Genomic DNA, 16,682 nt, shown 5'->3' with positions numbered 1-16,682 from the left:
CAGCACTCCTGCACAGGTGCTCAGTGCGCCATCACCGGGATGTCGGCGATCTCACCGTCGCCCGAAGCGGCGACCAGGTTGCTCTTGCCGCCACCGTTGAGCAGCGCCGAGGCGACGACCGCGGCCGCCAGCAGGATCCCGAAGGACCACCAGATCGCGGTCGAGAAGCCGTGCACCGCACCCTGGGCCTGCACCAGCTGCTGCATCGGCTTGGGCAGCGTCGGGCTGAAGTGCGACTTCATGAACGCGGTGGTCGCGCTGCTCGCCACCGTGCTCAGCGCCGCGGTGCCGATCGCGCCGCCGACCTGCTGCGAGGTGTTCACCATCGCGGAGGCGACACCGGCGTCCTGCGGGTTGACCCGGAAGGTCGCCAGGCTCATCGCCGGCATGAACGCGGTACCCATGCCGAGGCCCATCAGGACCAGGCCGGGCAGCATCAGCCAGTACGAGGAGTCGACCTTGATCTGGGTGAGGATCAGCATGCCCATCGAGGCGACCAGGAAGCCGGGGCCCATCAGGAAGCGGGCCGGCAGCCGGTTCATCAGCCGGGCGCCGATCTGGGTCGAGCCGGTGATCATGCCGGCCACCATCGGCAGGAAGGCGACACCGGTCATGACCGGCGAGTAGCCCAGGATGTTCTGCATGTAGTAGGTCAGGAAGAGGAAGAGGCCGAACATGCCGATCACGGCCAGGCCCAGCGAGAGGTAGGCACCACCGCGGTTGCGGTCGAGCACCACGCGCATCGGCAGCAGCGGGGCCTTGACCACGTTCTCGACCACCACGAAGGCGGCGAGCAGCACGGCGGCGGCGACGAACAGGCCGATCGTGGTGTGCGAGCCCCAGCCGTCCTCGGAGGCCTTGGTGAAGCCGTAGACCAGCGAGACCAGGCCGCTGGAGACCAGCAGCACGCCGGGGATGTCGAGGCGGTTGCGGTTACGGGTGCCCTGCGGCTCGCGGATCACCAGGATCGCACCGGACACCGCGATCACGGCGAACGGGACGTTGATGAAGAAGGTCCAGCGCCAGTCCAGGTACTGGGTGAGCGCGCCGCCCAGGATCAGGCCGAGCGCGCCACCGCCACCGGCGATCGCACCGTAGATGCCGAAGGCCTTGGCCCGCTCCTTCGCCTCGCTGAACATCACGGTCAGCAGCGAGAGCGCGGCCGGCGCCAGCAGCGCGCCGAACAGGCCCTGCAGCGCGCGGGCGCCGATCAGCATCCCGGTGCTCTGCGCCGCGCCACCGATCGCCGAGGCGGTGGCGAAGCCGATCAGACCGGTGATGAAGGTGTTGCGGCGCCCCCAGAGGTCGGCGATCCGGCCACCGAAGAGCAGCAGCCCGCCGAAGGCCAGCGCGTAGGCGGTGATCACCCAGGTGCGGTTGGCGTCGGAGAAGTGCAGCGAGCGCTGCGCCGAGGGCAGCGCGATGTTCACGATGGTGGCGTCCAGCACCACCATGAGCTGGGCCAGACCGATGAAGCCCAGTGCCTTCCAGCGATTGGGATCGGCCTGCGGGACGGGTTGTGACATGGGTGTACTCACCTAACGGCAGGAGTTGCTTGCGATCGGACACGGCGGTGCCGCGTCCGGTGAAGTCGAGGGTCGAAACAGAGGTCGAGCAGAGGAGGTCGAACCGGGTCGACCAGCAGGTCAGCGGCTCAGCAGGTCAGCAGGTCAGCGGGTCGATGGGAAGAGGTCCTCCAGGCAGGCCACCCGTCCGGGCAGGACGGAGGTCACCGGCGTGCGCAGCCCGTCCATGAACAGGTGCAGGTGGCGGTTGACGAACATCTCGTTCAGCTCGTTCTCCAGGCAGTCGGCACTGCCGGGCAGCGGACGGGTCAGCCGGGCCACCGCGCCCAGCAGGTCGGCCGCGCCCACGTCGGGGCGCAGCGAGCCGGCCAGCCTGGCCCGGGTCATCAGCTCCTCGACCAGCTGCCACAGCTCCGCCCGGGTGGCGAAGAGCTGCTCGTCCTCGCGCAGTGCCAGGTGCTCGGAGAGCAGCGAGCAGAGCGCTCCGACCTGCCCCTCGGCGGCGCCGAGCACGAAGCCGCGCAGTGCCTCGAACGGGTCGCCCGGGGCGGCCAGCGCCTCGCGGGCCTGCTCCACCCCGCGCTCCATGACCGAGAGCGCGACCTGGCGGACCAGCGCGGTGCGGTCGGGGAAGTTGCGGTAGAGCGTCGCGTTGCCGACACCGGCCTGCTTGGCGATCTCGTCCAGCGGCACATCGGCGCCTTCGAGGGCGAACAGCCGCCTGGCGGCGTCCAGGATCCGCTCACGGTTGAGGGTGGCGTCCCTGCGGAGTCGGGGTGCGGCCGCGCGGATACCCGCAGCGAGCGCGGAGGTACAGGTCCCCACCTGCTTGGTCCCCATCGCGGCGCTCCTTTCCGTTTCCGGGGATTCGCTCCCCACTTATCTGACTGTACTCCAAACGGGGAGAAGCTCCCCACATATTTCCGCCCAGCCGCCCGCTGCGTCAGGTGTGAGCCGCCTCACCTCACTCGGTTGCCCGCGCCGACCCCGGGGAATCGACACTGTGCGGCCGAGCAACGCCGGATAGGCCGCCGCAAACTGGGCAAGAAGACCTGGTTGCCCCGAACCGGATCATGAGGACGGTGAAACGCAGTGAACGTCGCACGGCCGTCGAGCTCAGCACTCGACACCGAGCCACAGGCACCGCCAACGGTGACCCCGCTGACCCAGTCGTCCGCCGAGGCGTACGTGGCCAGCACCTGTTTCAAGATCGGACCACCCGGGCAGGTCGGAGTCGAACTGGAGTGGTTCGTCCACGACTCCTGTCGACCTCATGCCGCCCCCGATCCCGACCGGGTGAACGCCGCCCTGGACTCCCTGCGGCTCTCCCCCGATCTCCCGCTTCTCCCGCACGGCTCGCGGCTCACCCGCGAACCCGGCGGCCAGGTCGAGCTCAGCTCCCCCGCCGCCGATGATCTCGCCGGTTGCGTCGACATCACCAGCCAGGATCTCGGTATCCTGCGCGCCGCCTTTGCCGCCCAGGACCTGACCCTCGTCGGCTACGGTACCGAACCCCACCCGAGGGAACGTCGGGTGACCCTCCGTCAGCCGCGCTACCTGGCCATGGAGGAGTTCTTCGGGCGGACCGGACCGTGGGGCAAGATCATGATGTGCACCACCGCCTCCACCCAGGTCTGCCTGGACGCGGGCACCGACGGCCCGAGTGCCAGCGGTCCAAGCACCGACGGCCCTGGCGGCACCAGCACTGGCGGCCCGCGGGCCGACGGCGCCTGGCACGACTTCCGGGCCCGCTGGGAGCTGGCGCACCGGCTCGGCCCGGTGCTGGTCGCCGCCTTCGCCAACTCGCCACTGCTGGACGGCCGGCCGACCGGCTACCGGTCCACCCGGCAGGCCGTCTGGTCCCGGATGGACCCCAGCCGCACCCTGGCGCCCACCGCCGTGGACGGCGATCCGCGCGCGGCCTGGGCCCGCTACGTGCTGGACGCCGCGGTGCTCTGCGTGCGCCGCCCGGAGGGCCACCCGTGGAGCGCGCCGGTCGGACTGACCTTCCGCGACTGGCTGGCCGGGCCCGAGGCCGAGCGGCCGAGCCTGGCCGACCTCGACTACCACATGACCACGCTCTTCCCCCCGGTGCGCCCACGCGGCTATCTGGAGCTGCGGATGATCGACGCGCAGCCGGGCGACGGCTGGCAGGTCCCGGCCGCGCTGGCCGCCGCGCTGTTCGCCGACCCGAAGGCCGCCGACGCCGCGCTGGCCGCCCTGGAGCCGCTGGCCGCGGCCACCGCCGAGCCGGGACCGCGCGGACCGGCCTGGACCAGGGCCGCGACCCGGGGCATGGACGACCCGGTGCTGCGCCGGGCGGCGCTCGGCTGCTTCACGGCGGCCGAGCAGGTGCTGGCCGACCAGGCGCGGGCCGGACGGCCCGGGGCCGGGCGACTGCGTTCGGCCGTCGCCGAGTTCGCCGAGCGCTACCCCGCCAGGGGCCGCTGCCCCGCCGACGACCTGCTGGAGGCGCCGACCGCGCCCCGCCGGCCCGCGCCCGAGGAGGACGCCCCGTGCTGAACCCCGAACCGACCGCCACCCACCGGCTCGGTGACCTGAGTGACGAGCAGCTGCGCGAGACCATCGCCGCCGAGCTGCTGGCCGCACGCAGCCGCACCCGGCTGCTCACCGACTCCGTGGACGACGGCGAACTCACCGCCCAGCACTCGCGGTTGATGTCCCCGCTGGTCTGGGACCTGGCGCACATCGGCAACCAGGAGGAGCTCTGGCTGCTGCGCAACGTCGGTGGCCGCGAGCCGATGCACCCCGAGATCGACCCGCTCTACGACGCCTTCGAGCACCCGCGCTCCGCGCGCCCCTCGCTGCCGCTGCTGCCGCCCGCCGAGGCCCGCGACTACGCCCACCAGGTGCGCGGCCGGGTGTTCGACCTGCTGGCCGACGTCCGGCTGTCCGGCCAACCGCTGCTGGAGGCCGGGTTCGCCTTCGGGCTGATCGCCCAGCACGAACAGCAGCACGACGAAACCATGCTGATCACCCATCAGCTGCGCGCCGGCGCCGCCGTACTGTCCGCACCGGCCCCCGGGCCGGCGCCGGCGGACCGGCTGCCCGCCGAAGTCGTCATCCCCGCAGGTCCGTTCACCATGGGCACCGACACCGAGCCGTGGGCGCTGGACAACGAGCGCCCCGCGCACCTGGTGGACCTGCCGGGCTTCGCGATCGACACCACCCCGGTCAGCAACGCTGCCTACCAGCGCTTCATCGAGGACGGCGGCTACCAGGAGCCGCGCTGGTGGAGCCCGGCGGGCTGGGCGCACCTGATGAGCGCCGAGTTGACCGCGCCGCTGTTCTGGAGCCGAGTGGACGGCCAGTGGCTGCGCCGCCGCTTCGGGCACCTCGAACCGGTCCCGGCCGACGAGCCGGTGCTGCATGTCACCTGGTACGAGGCGGACGCCTACGCCCGCTGGGCCGGGCGGCGGCTACCGAGCGAGGCCGAGTGGGAGAAGGCCGCCCGGCACGACCCGGTCAGCGGCCGCTCGCGCCGCTTCCCGTGGGGCGACGCGGCGCCCGGTCCGCAGCACGCCAACCTGGGCCAGCGGCACCTCCAGCCGGCCCCGGTCGGCAGCTACCCCGAGGGCGCATCGCCTTACGGGGTGCGGCAGTTGATCGGCGACGTGTGGGAGTGGACGGCCAGCGACTTCACCCCGTACCCGGGCTTCAAGGCCTGGCCCTACCGGGAGTACTCGGAGGTCTTCTTCGCGCCGCCCGGCGAACCGGCCGAGTACAAGGTGCTGCGGGGCGGCAGCTTCGCGGTCGCCCCGGTGGCCTGCCGGGGCACCTTCCGCAACTGGGACTACCCGGTCCGGCGGCAGATCTTCGCCGGCTTCCGCACCGCCCGGGACCTTGCGGACGGCAGCTGATGTGCCGTCATCTCGCCTATCTGGGCGTACCGGTGAGCCCGGCCGAGGTGCTGGTCGAGCCGCCCTACGGGCTCTACCGGCAGTCCTGGTCGCCGCGCCTGCAACGGCACGGGACGGTGAACGCGGACGGCTTCGGGCTCGGCTGGTACGTCGAGGGCGACCCGCGACCCGCCCGCTACCGGCGGGCGGTGCCGATCTGGGCCGACGAGAACCTGACCGATCTGGCCCGGGTGATCCGCACCCGGGCCCTGCTGGCGGCCGTCCGCTCGGCCACCGCCGGGACCACGGCGGGCGAGGCGGCCGCAGCCCCGTACGCCGGGGAGGGCTGGCTGTTCAGCCACAACGGCGTGATCGCCGGCTGGCCGGCGGCGGCCGGCGAACTGGCCGCGCTGCTCGAACCGGCCGAGCTGCTGGGGCTGGAGGCGCGCTGCGACTCCGCCCTGGTCTGGGCGCTGCTGCGGCGGCGCCTGCGGGCCGGGCAGGAGGTGGGCGACGCGCTGGCGGCCACCGTCCGCGAGATCGCCCGCCAGGCCGACGCCCGGCTCAACCTGCTGGTCACCGACGGGCGTTCGATAGCCGCGACCACCTGGGGGGACACCCTCTTCCACCGCCTGGAGCTCGGCCACAGCGTGCTGGTCGCCTCCGAACCCGGCGACGACGGCCCCGGCTGGATCCCGGTGCCCGACCGCTCCGTCCTACTGGCCACCCCCGACGCGGTGACCATCCGCCCGCTGGATGCCAGCGCCGCTCCCCGAGAGGACCGGATCAGATGACCGCCTTCGAGCTCACCCGCCTGCTCCCCACCGACCACTTCGCCCAGGCGCTGCGCTCGGACGTGCGCCACGGCCTGACCGCGCCGGCCAAGTGGCTGCCGCCGAAGTGGTTCTACGACAAGCGGGGCAGCGAGCTGTTCGAGGACATCACCAAACTGCCCGAGTACTACCCGACCCGCGCCGAGCGGGCCATCCTCACCGAGCGGGCCGCCGAGATCGCGCGGGCCACCCGGGCCCGCACCCTGGTCGAACTGGGCTCCGGCTCCTCGGAGAAGACCCGGCTGCTGCTGGACGCGCTGCGCGCGCTCGGCACGCTGGAGACCTACGTACCGGTGGACGTCTCGGAGAGCGCGTTGCGCGAGGCCGGGCAGGCGCTGGCCGGCGAATACCCCGAGTTGGCGATCCACGGGGTGGTCTCCGACTTCACCGCGAGCCTGGGCCTGCCCCGCGCGGCGCACGCGCCGAAGCTGGTGGCCTTCCTCGGCGGCACGCTGGGCAACCTGCTGCCCGCCGAGCGGGCCGGCTTCCTGGCCGCGCTGCGCGCCGAACTGGCCCCCGGGGACGCGCTGCTGCTCGGCACCGACCTGGTCAAGGATCCGGCCGTCCTGGTGGCGGCGTACGACGACGCGGCCGGGGTGACCGCCGAGTTCAACAAGAACCTGCTCAACGTGCTGAACCGCGAGCTGAACGCCGGCTTCGATCCGGGGGCGTTCGAGCACGTCGCGCGCTGGGACCCGGAGCAGGAGTGGATCGAGATGCGGCTGCGCTCGCGGGCCGCGCAGCGGGTGGCGATCCCGGCGCTGGCGATGGCGGTGGACTTCGCCGAGGGCGAGGAGCTGCGCACCGAGGTCTCGGCCAAGTTCCGCCGTGACAAGGTGGCCGCCGAGCTGGCCGAGGCCTCCTTCACGCTGCGGCACTGGTGGACCGACCCCGAGGGCCGGTTCGGGCTGTCGCTGGCGGAGCCGGTGTAGTCATTCAGCTGGTGTAGTCATTCAGCCGATGTAGTCACCTACCCGGAGCAGGGGTCCTGGCACCGTGCCAGGACCCCTGTTTCACGCGTGCCAGGGGTATTGCCGAAGAACTGAATCGCTGCTTCACTTCTTGCCGTGGCCTACCGGAAGACTCCCGCCGTGCAAGCCCGGCTCGACGCCCAGCGCGAGACGGTGCTGTCCGCCGCGACCGAGCTGCTCGCCGAACGCGGCTACGCCGCCTGCTCGGTGGCGGCCGTGGCGGAGCGGGCCGGGGTGGCCACCGGGACGGTGTACCGCTCCTTCCCGAGCAAGGCCGAGCTGGTGGCCGAGCTGTTCCGCACCGTGGTCGGCCGGGAGGTGGCGGCGGTGCGCGAGTCGGCCGCCTTCGCGGGCGACCTGCACGCCCAGGTCGCCTCGGTGATCGGCACCTTCGCGGGCCGCGCGCTGGGCGCCCCGCGGCTGGCCTACGCGCTGCTGGCCGAGCCGGTGGACCCGGAGGTGGAGGCCGAGCGCCTGGTCTTCCGCCGGGCCTTTCGCGACGTGATCGCGGCACGGATCGCCGAGGGCGTCGAGGCCGGCCGACTGCCCGCGCAGGATGCCGAGTTGACCGCCGCGCTGCTGGTCGGCGGGGTCGGCGAGGCACTCGTGGGCCCGCTCGCGCACGGCCGGGCACCCGACGACCTGATCCCCGCCCTGATCTCCTTCTCGCTGCGCGCCCTGGGCGGCACTCCCACCCCCACCCCCACCCGCATCTGACACCCCTGCCGCACACCTGACCGGAGCCGCTCCATGCGCGACCTCGCCCCCACCGCACCGGACGTCCGCGAGCAGAACGCCGAACGCCTGCTGCGGGTCTCCGCCAAGCACTCCCACGACCCGCTCACCGAGATCGACTGGGACGCCCCCATCGACCCCGACCAGTTCGCCCTGCCGCCGCACCGGGTCTCGCTCTACGGCACCCAGCTCTGGCACGGCCTGACGCCGCGCCAGCAGGCGAAGTTGAGCACCCATCAGCTGGCCAGCGTCACCTCGGCGGGCATCTGGTTCGAGCTGATCCTGATGAACGGCCTGGTCCGGCACGTCTACGACGGCGACCTGACCACCCAGCACGCGCAGTACGCGCTGACCGAGGTGGCCGACGAGTGCCGCCACTCCACCATGTTCGCCCGGTACATCACCAAGACCGGCTACCCGTCGGCCCGGCCCAGCACCCGGGCGCACCGGCGCGGCAAGCTGCACCTGCTGCTCAACGACACCACGCTGACCTTCGCGGGCGCGATCTTCGTCGAGGAGTTCACCGACGCGATGCAGCGCGAGATGATCCGGGACGAGAGCCTGCAGCCGCTGGCCCGCTCGGTGGCGAGGATCCACGTGATCGAGGAGGCCCGGCACATCGGTTACGCCAAGCCCGAGTTGGAGCGGCGCTGGGCGCGGATGAGCCCGGCCAGGCGGGCCGTGTTCCGCCAGGTGCTCGGGGTGCTGGCGTACGAGGCGGTGATCGAGTGCGTCAACCCCCGGGTCTACGCGCTGGCGGGCCTGGATCCCAAGCAGGCCAGGGCCGTCGCCGAGGCCAACCCGCACTGGCGGCAGGCCAGGATGGACTGGGCGCGCAAGGCGATCTCCTTCTTCACCGAGCTGGGCATCATCGACCGGCGCAGCGAGGCGATGTGGCGCCGGGGCTCGCTGCTGCCGTAGCCGGCCCGCGCCGGTCGGCGCGGGCCTGGGCTCAGCTGCCGGCCGGCTCGGCCATCACCGGCTCCGGCGCGGCGTTGTTGAGCTTGGCCAGACCGCCCCGGGTGGCGACCACCACCACCCGGTCGCCGGGCAGCAGGCCCCGGCTGCGGTCGGCGAAGCCCCACTGGTAGGTGTCGGGCGACCGGGCCAGCCGCACCGCGATCACCCGCAGGCCGCCGATCGCCTCCAACGCGTTGCGGTTCATCCCGACCAGCGCGCCGCCCTGCTCCGCCGTCAGCTCGGCGATCAGCAGCACGTGCCGGAAGACCGAGAGGGTGCCGAGCACCTCACGGCCCATCAGCGCGGCGGCGAAGGCGGGGGCGGCCAGGTAGGAGACCGAGCGGGAGGCGACGTTCTCCAGGGTCGAGTAGACGTGCTGGGCGAAGTCGTCGTCGAAGAGCCGGACCACCACCCGCACGCTCTCGCGCTGCGCCCGGGCCTCCAGCGCCGCCTCCAGGTTGACCGCGTCGTCGCTGGTGACGGCGACCACCGCGCGGGCGTGCTGGGCCCGCGCGATCCGCAGCTGGGCGGCCAGCGGACCGTCACCGATCACCACCGGGATGCCGAGCGCGCGCATCGCGGCGATCCCGCGGGCCTGCGGGTCGCGCTCCAGGCCGGCCACCGGCACCCCGAGTTCGTGCATCAGGGTGGCCACCCGGGTGCCGACGTTGCCGAGCCCGACCACGATCACGTGCCCGCGCAGGCCCGCGCTCGGGCTGCGCGGCTGGCCGCGCCGCCCCGAGGCGAGGATGTCGACCATGATCGCGGTGAGCACCGGGACCAGCGCGATGCCGCTGAAGGTGACGATCACCTGCGCCACCCGCTGCCAGGGGCCGCCGGTGCCGCCGGTCGGGTCGTGCATCTGGTCGGGCTGCGCGGAGCCGGCCATGTCGAGCAGGGTGAGGTAGAGCGTCCAGCCGAAGCTCCGGTTGAAGTACCAGATGATCAGCGCCGAGCTGAGGATCGCCGCGAACGCGGTGAACAGCACCAGCCGGATCCGCACGCCGGTGAAGAACCGCAGCGTGTCCAGGAACTTGTAGAGCAGCCGGAAGCGCAGCGGCACCCGCAGCCGGGGCTCGGTGGGCAGGGTCTGCAGCACCGCCACGCCGTCCCCGGTGTCGGGCGAACCGCCGTGCCAGTCGGGCGGGCCGACCTCGATCGGGCCGCCCTCGCCGAAGGCCTGGGCCAGCCGGATGAACTCCCGGGAGGCCGGCCCGGTGTCGGGCAGCAGCCGCAGCCTGGTCAGGTCCTGGCGGTCGACGCGGTCGGCGGCCACGCAGAGATGGCCGGCCTGGAAGTCGGTGTCGTAAGCGACATAGAGGTAGCGGTCGCCGACCCGCACCGAGTTGGGCCGGGCCAGCGCGCCGTTGGCGAAGGCCGGCGCGGCGGTGGCCGAGCCGGAGAGCGCGGCGCAGTTCTTCAGCAGGACCTGGATCTGCTCGCCCAGTCGCTGGTTGAACATCCGCAGCACGATCCGGATCTCCGGGTTGAGACCCTGTGCGCTGAGCGCGGTGTGGATGTTGGCCTGATCGTCCCCGTCCAGCATGGCGATGCCGCGCGCGGTCCCGGCGCCGGCCGCCAGCAGCGCCTCGTCGGTGACGCTGCTGTACTCCAGGACCGTGGCGACACCCTCGAGCCGCTCGATCCGCGGCGCGTGGTCGCGCATCCGGTCGGGAACGATCGCCACCACCTGGACCTCGTAGTGCTCGATCAGTTCCAGGATCAAGCGGTGGGCCAGGGCGTTGGCGCCGCAGATGATGTAGTGGTCCCGGACCGGGACCGTGGGGTCCACCTCGACCGGAATCACCCCCCGTGCTACCTGTGTCATAGCCCGGATGGTAGTGGCGGGATGGTCCGAACGGGCAGCAACGGGGTCAACTTCAGTGGGTTCAGCCGTCCCGGCAGTCACGGTGGGTACCGGTGGCTACCGGGGCCACGGGCCGGCCGGAGCGATCAGTTTGAGCCACCGTTCAACGTATTACTGACCATCAGATCACTTACTGAGATCTACCTCTGACATTCTGTCGTCAATCTGGTTAGATAATTCGCGCCTGCCGCTCCCTGGGCATCGCGTACGCCAACCCCCCCCGGCAGCTACGAACCGTCCGCCCGTGCAAGGAAATTGATGTCACAGATACCACAGGCGGTGACCTGGCGCCTGGCTGCCGGGCTGCTGGTGGCCCTGATCCTGCTGATCCGGCAGTGGCGGGCCGGCCGGGAGCGGTCCAGGACACTGGCCGATTTGCGAGCCGCGGTCCGGGCCCGGGACGAGGAGGCGCGGCGGCTGGCCACCGTGCAGCTGCCCGCGCTCGCGCACGCCGCCGTCGCGCACCCGGCCAACGGCGACCCGCTGCTGACGGGCAGTGAGTACGAGCGCAACCTGCGCGCCGTGGTCGAGCAGTTCCGCAGCGCCGTGGCACTGGCCGAGGCGCGCGCCGACCAGAACGCCAAGGCCGCGCTCAAGGGCGCGATGCGGGCGCTGCAGGGACTGGCCAACGAACAGCAGGTGGCGATCTCCGAGATGCAGGAGCGGCACGACCAACCGGCGGTGCTGCGCGACCTGTTGGAGATCGACCACGCCAACTCCCAGTTCGGCCGGCGCGCGCAGGCCATCGCGGTGCTCTGCGGCTCCTGGCCGGGTCGGCAGCGCACCGCCTCCTCGCTGAGCGACGTGGTGCGCGGGGCCAAGTCCCGGGTCCGCGACTACAAGCGGGTCGAGGTGCGCACCCAGATCGAACTCGCGGTGGTCAGCCGGGCGGTCGAGCCAGTGGTGCTGGCGGTGGCCGAGCTGCTGGACAACGCGGCCCGGCACTCGCAGCCCAACACCACCGTCGAGGTCAACCTGCAGCCCGCGCACAACGGCGCCTGCATCGTGATCGACGACGCCGGGGTCGGGATGGACCCGCGCGAGGCGCAGCTGGCCGGGCAGTTGCTGACCGGTCAGCGCTCGGTGGACGTCACCCGGCTCGGCGACCCGCCGCAGTTCGGCTTCGCGGTGATCGGCGTGCTGGCGGCGCGCTACGGGTTCAGCGTCTCGGTGGACACCCGCTCTCCGTACGGCGGGGTGCGCGCGGTGCTCTTCCTGCCGACCGTGCTGCTCACCCAGCTGGCGCCCGAGCCGCCGGCCGCCCCGCGCACGGCCGCCCCGCTGCCCCGCCGGGGCGCGGCACCGGTGCCGCCCGCCGCCGCGCCGGACGCGCCTGCCGCACCACCCGCCCAGGTCACCCCGACCGCCCCGGCCACGCCGCCCGCCCCCTACGCACCGCCGGCCGCACCGCCACCGGCGCCGCCGGCCGGCCCGCGCACGGTCGGCGGGCTGCCCAAGCGGCGCCGCCGCGAGCCGCTGGGCGCCGAGCAGTTGGCGCAGGCGGCGCAGGCCGCCGACCCGTTCGCCACCGCCGACCCCGCCGCCACCGCGACCGGCCCCGGCAGCAGCGCCGCCGAGCTGCCCGAGGAGTGGAACCGGGGCGCCGAGGCCACCGCCCGCCGGCTGGGCGCCTTCGCCCGCGGCACCCGGGCCGGACGCGAGGCCGAGCCGGACGCGCAGCCCACCGGGTACGGCCGGCACGCCGCCCGGCCCGAGCACCCGGAGCCCGAGCACTGGGCCCTGCGCGCCCCGGCACCCGACCACCGGGTGCCCGGCCACCCCGAGCCCGACCACCCCACGCCCGACGGTCCGACGCCCGGCGCCCCGTACGCCGGCTGACCCACGGCGGCCCCTGCGGCCGGCCCCGCCCCCCGACCGCCGCCCGTCCCCCGCTAGGAGCATGCGATGAACAGCCACCCGACCAACGATCTCGGCTGGATGCTCGATGACGTCCTGCTGGTTCCCGAGGCCCGGCACGCCATCCTGCTCTCCGCCGACGGCCTGCTGCGCGCCCACTCGGCGGGCATCAGCCGCGACGAGGCGGACCGGCAGGCCGCCGCGCTCTCCGGCGTCCAGTCGATCAGCCGCAGCACGGCCGGCTTCCTCGGCGCCGAGCCCACCCCGTGGCGGCAGACCCTGATCGAGTTCGCCGGCGGCTACGTCTTCCTGGTGGCCGCCGGCCCCGGCGCCTACCTCGCGGTCTCCGCCGGGGAGAACGTGGACATGGAGGCGGTGAGCTACCGGATGCAGAAGCTGGTCGACCGGCTCGGCAAGGAGCTGACCGCACCGCCCCGACAGGACGCGGGGGTGATCCGGTGACCGGCCGGCGGCGCGACCAGGGGTTGGTGCGGCCCTACGTGGTGACCAACGGGCGCTCCGAGCCCACCCGCAACACCTTCGACCTGGTCACCCTGGTCAGCGCCGCGCCGGGCCGGCCGAGCACCGGACTCGGGCCCGAGCAGCGCCGGATGGTCGAGCTGTGCACGCACGGCTCGCTCTCGCTCGCCGAGGTGGCCGCCCATCTGCGGCTGCCGGTCAGCGTGGTCAAGGTGCTGCTCGGCGACCTGGTCGACAGCGGCCACCTGCTCACCCGGGCGGCCGTGCCCCGGGCCCAACTGCCCGAGTCGCAGCTGCTCCAGGAGGTGCTCGATGGTCTTCGCGCCCGGCTCTGAACCCCTGACCCATCCTGCGGCACCTGGCGTCAGCTACCTGGGCGAGGGCGTGCGGACCGCCGTCAAGCTGCTGATCACCGGTCACTTCGCGGTCGGCAAGACCACCTTCGTCGGCACCCTCTCGGAGATCGAGCCGCTGCGCACCGAGGAGCCGATGACCGAGGCCGGCGCGCTGGTGGACGACCTGACCGGGGTACCGGGCAAGACCACCACCACGGTCGCGATGGACTTCGGCCGCCTGACGCTCAGTCAGTCCCTGGTGCTCTACCTCTTCGGCGCCCCCGGCCAGCAGCGCTTCACCCCGCTCTGGCGGGACATGACGCTCGGCGCGCTGGGCGCGCTGGTGCTCGCCGACACCCGCCGCCTCGAGCACTCCTTCCCGGTGATGGACCTGCTGGAGGAGCACGGCCTGCCGTACGCCGTGGCGGTCAACCGGTTCGACGGCGCACCGGAGTTCGGCGAGGAGGAGCTGCGCGAGGCGCTCGACCTGCTGCCCAGCACCCCGCTGGTGCTCTGCGACGCCCGCGACCCGGCCTCGGCCACCCGGGCGCTGATCTCACTCGTCCAGTACCTGCTCAGCCGCACCGACCAGGAGCCCGCGTGACCACCCCGACCCCGCCCCCCGGCTGCCCGGCCCATCAGCCGCAGTACGCCGGATTCCCGCTGCACAGCCCGGAGTTCGCGGCCGACCCGGCCGACGTCTACGCCCGGCTGCGGGCCACCTACGGCCCACTCGCGCCGGTGGAGCTCTACCCGGGCGCCACCGCGACCCTGGCGCTCTCCTACCAGGTGGCGCTGGACGTGCTGCGCAGCCCGGAGACCTTCGCCAAGGACTCGCGGCGCTGGAAGGGCCTGGCGGACGGCCGGGTGGGCCCGGACAACCCGGCCGTGCCGATGATGGCCTACCGCCCCAACTGCCTGTTCAGCGACGGCGCCGCGCACGACCGGCTGCGCGGCGCGGTGACCGACTCGCTGGAGCGGGTGGACCCCAACGCGCTGCGCGGCTACATCGAGCGCGGCGCCGACCGGCTGATCGACCACTTCGCCGGGCGCGGCGAGGCGGACCTGGTGGCCGACTACGCCAGGGCGCTGCCGCTGCTGGTCTTCAACGAACTGTTCGGCTCCCCCGCGCACTTCGGCGACCGCCTGGTGGCCGGCATGTCCGGCATCTTCGACGGCATCGATGCCGAGCGGGCCAACGCCGAGCTGACCGCCACGCTGCTCGAGCTGGTGGCCCTCAAGCGGGCCAACCCTGGCCCCGACGTGACCAGTTGGCTGATGGCCCACCCGGCCGCGCTGAACGACGAGGAGATGCTGCACCACCTGGTGCTGCTGATGGGCGCGGGCACCGAGCCGCAGCTCAACCTGATCAGCAACACGCTGCGGCTGCTGCTCTCCGACGACCGGTTCGCCGGCGACCTGGCGGGCGGCAGCCTGCCGATCGAGGACGCGCTGGACGAGGTGCTCTGGACCGATCCGCCGATGGCCAACTACGCGGTGCACTACCCGGTCCGGGACGTGGACCTGGCGGGCGTGCGGCTGCCCGAGGGCGAGCCGGTGGTGGTCAGCTTCGCGGCGGCCAACACCGACCCGGCGCTGGCCGGGGTGAGCCGCACCGGCAACCGGGCGCATCTGGCCTGGAGCGCGGGCCCGCACGCCTGCCCGGCCCAGGGCCCGGCCCGGCTGATCGCCTCGGTCGCCGTGGAACGGCTGCTCGACCGCCTGCCGGATCTCGAACTCGCGGTCAAGCCGGATGAGTTGGTCTGGCGCCCGGGACCGTTCCACCGGGCGCTGGCGGCCCTGCCGGTGCGGTTCCCGCCGGCCACCGGCAGCACCCCGATCGCCACCGTCCCCAGCGCTGCCGAGAACAGCGACACCGCAGCAGTCCCCACCATGCCCCGCGCGGTGGCCGCCACCGAGCCCGACCAGGTGGCCACCGCACCCGACAACGCCCCTGGAGGCCGTACATGGAGTCCGACCGCTGCCCCTTCCGGATCGACCCGGCCGGAAGCGACATCTACGCCGAGGCCCGGCGGATCCACCAGGACGGGCCGGTGGCCCAGGTGGAGCTCCCTGGTGGCGTGGTTGCGTGGTCGGTGAGCAGCCAGCAGCTGGTCAAGCAGCTGCTGGCCGACCCCCGGGTCTCCAAGAGCGCCCGGCAGCACTGGTCGGCCTTCGTCAACGGTGAGATACCCGCCGACTGGCCGCTGATGATCTGGGTCGCGGTGGACAACATGTTCACCGCCTACGGCCCCGAGCACCGCCGGCTGCGCCGCCTGGTGGCCGGCGCCTTCACCAACCGCCGCACCGAGGCGCTGCGGCCCCGGGTCGAGCGGATCACCGAGGAGCTGCTGGCGAAGCTGGCGGCCACCCCGGCCGGCGCGGCTGCCGACCTGCGCGAGCAGTACGCCTACCCGCTGCCGATCCAGGTGATCTGCGAGCTGTTCGGGGTGCCCGAGCAGCTGCACCCGGGCCTGCGCGCCTGCGTGGACGGCTTCTTCGACACCACCATCACCCCGCAGGCCGCCCAGGCGAACGTGGAGAACGTCTACCGGATCCTCGGCGAGCTGGTCGCGCTCAAGCGCAAGGAGCCGGGCGACGACCTGACCAGCGCGCTGATCTCGGCCCGGGACGAGGAGGACGGCGGCGACGGCAGCACGCTCACCGAGCAGGAGCTGCTCGACACCCTGCTGCTGGTGATCAGCGCCGGGCACGAGACCACGGTGAACCTGCTGGACAACGCGATCCAGCTGCTGCTCAGCCACCCCGAGCAGCTGGCCCTGGTCCGTTCCGGGCGGGCCTCCTGGAACGACGTGGTCGAGGAGGCGCTGCGGGTGAAGTCGCCGGTGGCCAACCTGCCGCTGCGGTACGCGATCGAGGACATCCAGGTCGGCGAGGTGCTGATCCGCAAGGGCGAGGCGATCCTGGCGGCCTACGCCGCCGCCGGGCGCGACGCGAGCGTGCACGGCGCGGACGCGGACGCCTTCGACCTGACCCGCGCCGACAAGTCCCACCTCGCCTTCGGGCACGGCGCGCACTTCTGCCTGGGCGCGCCGCTGGCCCGACTGGAGGCGCTGGTCGCGCTGCCCGCGCTCTTCGAGCGGTTCCCCGAGCTGGCGCTGGCCGAGGGCGAGTTGCAGCCGATGGAGTCGTTCATCTCGAACGGCCACCGGTCCCTGCCGACGGTGCTGCGGCCGGCCACCGCCTGAAACAGCGGAGTTGACGGATGGTCAGCCGACCATCCGTCAACTCCGCCGC

At 73.1% G+C, this 16,682-nt stretch carries 15 protein-coding genes; 12 read left to right on the top strand and 3 right to left on the bottom strand.

What is annotated here, in order from left to right; translation table 11 throughout:
- Positions 1-20: 20 nt before the first annotated feature.
- Positions 21-1,526, bottom strand: a complete 1,506-nt coding sequence (locus OG403_RS29850) for an MFS transporter (protein WP_329569848.1) — start codon at positions 1,524-1,526, stop codon at positions 21-23.
- Between the two features lie 144 nt (positions 1,527-1,670).
- Complete coding sequence (locus OG403_RS29845; protein ID WP_329569846.1) at positions 1,671-2,366, bottom strand: TetR/AcrR family transcriptional regulator; 696 nt, start codon at positions 2,364-2,366, stop codon at positions 1,671-1,673.
- Between the two features lie 312 nt (positions 2,367-2,678).
- Between OG403_RS29845 and OG403_RS29840 the strand changes: the two genes are divergently transcribed.
- From OG403_RS29840 to OG403_RS29815, 6 genes are all read left to right on the top strand, one after another.
- Positions 2,679-4,049 carry a glutamate-cysteine ligase family protein gene (locus OG403_RS29840; protein ID WP_329569843.1) on the top strand — a complete coding sequence of 457 codons (1,371 nt, stop codon included), beginning with the start codon at positions 2,679-2,681 and terminating at the stop codon, positions 4,047-4,049.
- Positions 4,050-4,084: 35 nt separating this feature from the next.
- On the top strand, positions 4,085-5,407 hold the full coding sequence (gene egtB / locus OG403_RS29835) for an ergothioneine biosynthesis protein EgtB (protein WP_329572639.1): 1,323 nt from the start codon (positions 4,085-4,087) through the stop codon (positions 5,405-5,407).
- The gene (egtC, locus tag OG403_RS29830; RefSeq protein WP_329569841.1) at positions 5,407-6,180 is read left to right on the top strand and encodes an ergothioneine biosynthesis protein EgtC; all 774 of its coding nucleotides are present in this window, start codon (positions 5,407-5,409) and stop codon (positions 6,178-6,180) included. Before egtB ends, egtC begins: the two co-directional genes overlap by 1 nt.
- Positions 6,177-7,151, top strand: a complete 975-nt coding sequence (egtD, locus tag OG403_RS29825) for an L-histidine N(alpha)-methyltransferase (protein WP_329569839.1) — start codon at positions 6,177-6,179, stop codon at positions 7,149-7,151. Before egtC ends, egtD begins: the two co-directional genes overlap by 4 nt.
- Positions 7,152-7,286: 135 nt before the next feature.
- Positions 7,287-7,907, top strand: coding sequence for a TetR/AcrR family transcriptional regulator (locus OG403_RS29820; protein WP_329569837.1), 621 nt, complete (start codon positions 7,287-7,289; stop codon positions 7,905-7,907).
- Positions 7,908-7,940: 33 nt separating this feature from the next.
- Complete coding sequence (locus OG403_RS29815) at positions 7,941-8,846, top strand: AurF N-oxygenase family protein (RefSeq protein WP_329569835.1); 906 nt, start codon at positions 7,941-7,943, stop codon at positions 8,844-8,846.
- A 31-nt stretch (positions 8,847-8,877) separates the two neighbouring features.
- Here the strand turns inward: OG403_RS29815 and OG403_RS29810 are convergent, their stop codons facing one another.
- Entirely contained in the window at positions 8,878-10,713 is a 1,836-nt protein-coding gene (locus OG403_RS29810) for an NAD-binding protein (RefSeq protein WP_329569833.1), read from the bottom strand.
- A 294-nt stretch (positions 10,714-11,007) separates the two neighbouring features.
- Here OG403_RS29810 and OG403_RS29805 point away from each other — a divergent pair, with 294 nt between their 5' ends.
- The 6 genes from OG403_RS29805 to OG403_RS29780 all read left to right on the top strand — a co-directional run bounded on the left by OG403_RS29805 (position 11,008) and on the right by OG403_RS29780 (position 16,633).
- Positions 11,008-12,591, top strand: a complete 1,584-nt coding sequence (locus OG403_RS29805; RefSeq protein WP_329569831.1) for an ATP-binding protein — start codon at positions 11,008-11,010, stop codon at positions 12,589-12,591.
- 66 nt (positions 12,592-12,657) lie between these two features.
- A complete protein-coding gene (locus OG403_RS29800) occupies positions 12,658-13,071 on the top strand; it encodes a roadblock/LC7 domain-containing protein (RefSeq protein WP_329569829.1) in 414 nt (137 codons plus the stop codon).
- On the top strand, positions 13,068-13,424 hold the full coding sequence (locus OG403_RS29795; protein ID WP_329569827.1) for a DUF742 domain-containing protein: 357 nt from the start codon (positions 13,068-13,070) through the stop codon (positions 13,422-13,424). The genes OG403_RS29800 and OG403_RS29795 overlap by 4 nt, the downstream gene beginning before the upstream one ends.
- Positions 13,402-14,028 carry a GTP-binding protein gene (locus OG403_RS29790; RefSeq protein WP_329569825.1) on the top strand — a complete coding sequence of 209 codons (627 nt, stop codon included), beginning with the start codon at positions 13,402-13,404 and terminating at the stop codon, positions 14,026-14,028. The genes OG403_RS29795 and OG403_RS29790 overlap by 23 nt, the downstream gene beginning before the upstream one ends.
- Entirely contained in the window at positions 14,025-15,524 is a 1,500-nt protein-coding gene (locus OG403_RS29785; RefSeq protein WP_329569823.1) for a cytochrome P450, read from the top strand. Before OG403_RS29790 ends, OG403_RS29785 begins: the two co-directional genes overlap by 4 nt.
- Positions 15,521-16,633 carry a cytochrome P450 family protein gene (locus OG403_RS29780; RefSeq protein WP_329569821.1) on the top strand — a complete coding sequence of 371 codons (1,113 nt, stop codon included), beginning with the start codon at positions 15,521-15,523 and terminating at the stop codon, positions 16,631-16,633. Before OG403_RS29785 ends, OG403_RS29780 begins: the two co-directional genes overlap by 4 nt.
- The last annotated feature ends 49 nt before the right edge of the window (positions 16,634-16,682 follow it).

The sequence above is a fragment of the Kitasatospora sp. NBC_01266 genome, from assembly GCF_036242395.1.
In the GTDB taxonomy this organism is placed as follows: Bacteria; Actinomycetota; Actinomycetes; order Streptomycetales; family Streptomycetaceae; genus Kitasatospora.
This window is presented reverse-complemented; position numbering and strand designations above follow the sequence as displayed.

Coding starts and splice junctions, on each gene's coding strand:
- OG403_RS29850 (WP_329569848.1), bottom strand. CDS start 1,526: ATGTCACAACCCGTCCCGCAGGCCGATCCCAATCGCTGGAAGGCACTG.
- OG403_RS29845 (WP_329569846.1), bottom strand. CDS start 2,366: ATGGGGACCAAGCAGGTGGGGACCTGTACCTCCGCGCTCGCTGCGGGT.
- egtC (WP_329569841.1), top strand. CDS start 5,407: ATGTGCCGTCATCTCGCCTATCTGGGCGTACCGGTGAGCCCGGCCGAG.
- egtD (WP_329569839.1), top strand. CDS start 6,177: ATGACCGCCTTCGAGCTCACCCGCCTGCTCCCCACCGACCACTTCGCC.
- OG403_RS29815 (WP_329569835.1), top strand. CDS start 7,941: ATGCGCGACCTCGCCCCCACCGCACCGGACGTCCGCGAGCAGAACGCC.
- OG403_RS29810 (WP_329569833.1), bottom strand. CDS start 10,713: ATGACACAGGTAGCACGGGGGGTGATTCCGGTCGAGGTGGACCCCACG.
- OG403_RS29800 (WP_329569829.1), top strand. CDS start 12,658: ATGAACAGCCACCCGACCAACGATCTCGGCTGGATGCTCGATGACGTC.
- OG403_RS29790 (WP_329569825.1), top strand. CDS start 13,402: ATGGTCTTCGCGCCCGGCTCTGAACCCCTGACCCATCCTGCGGCACCT.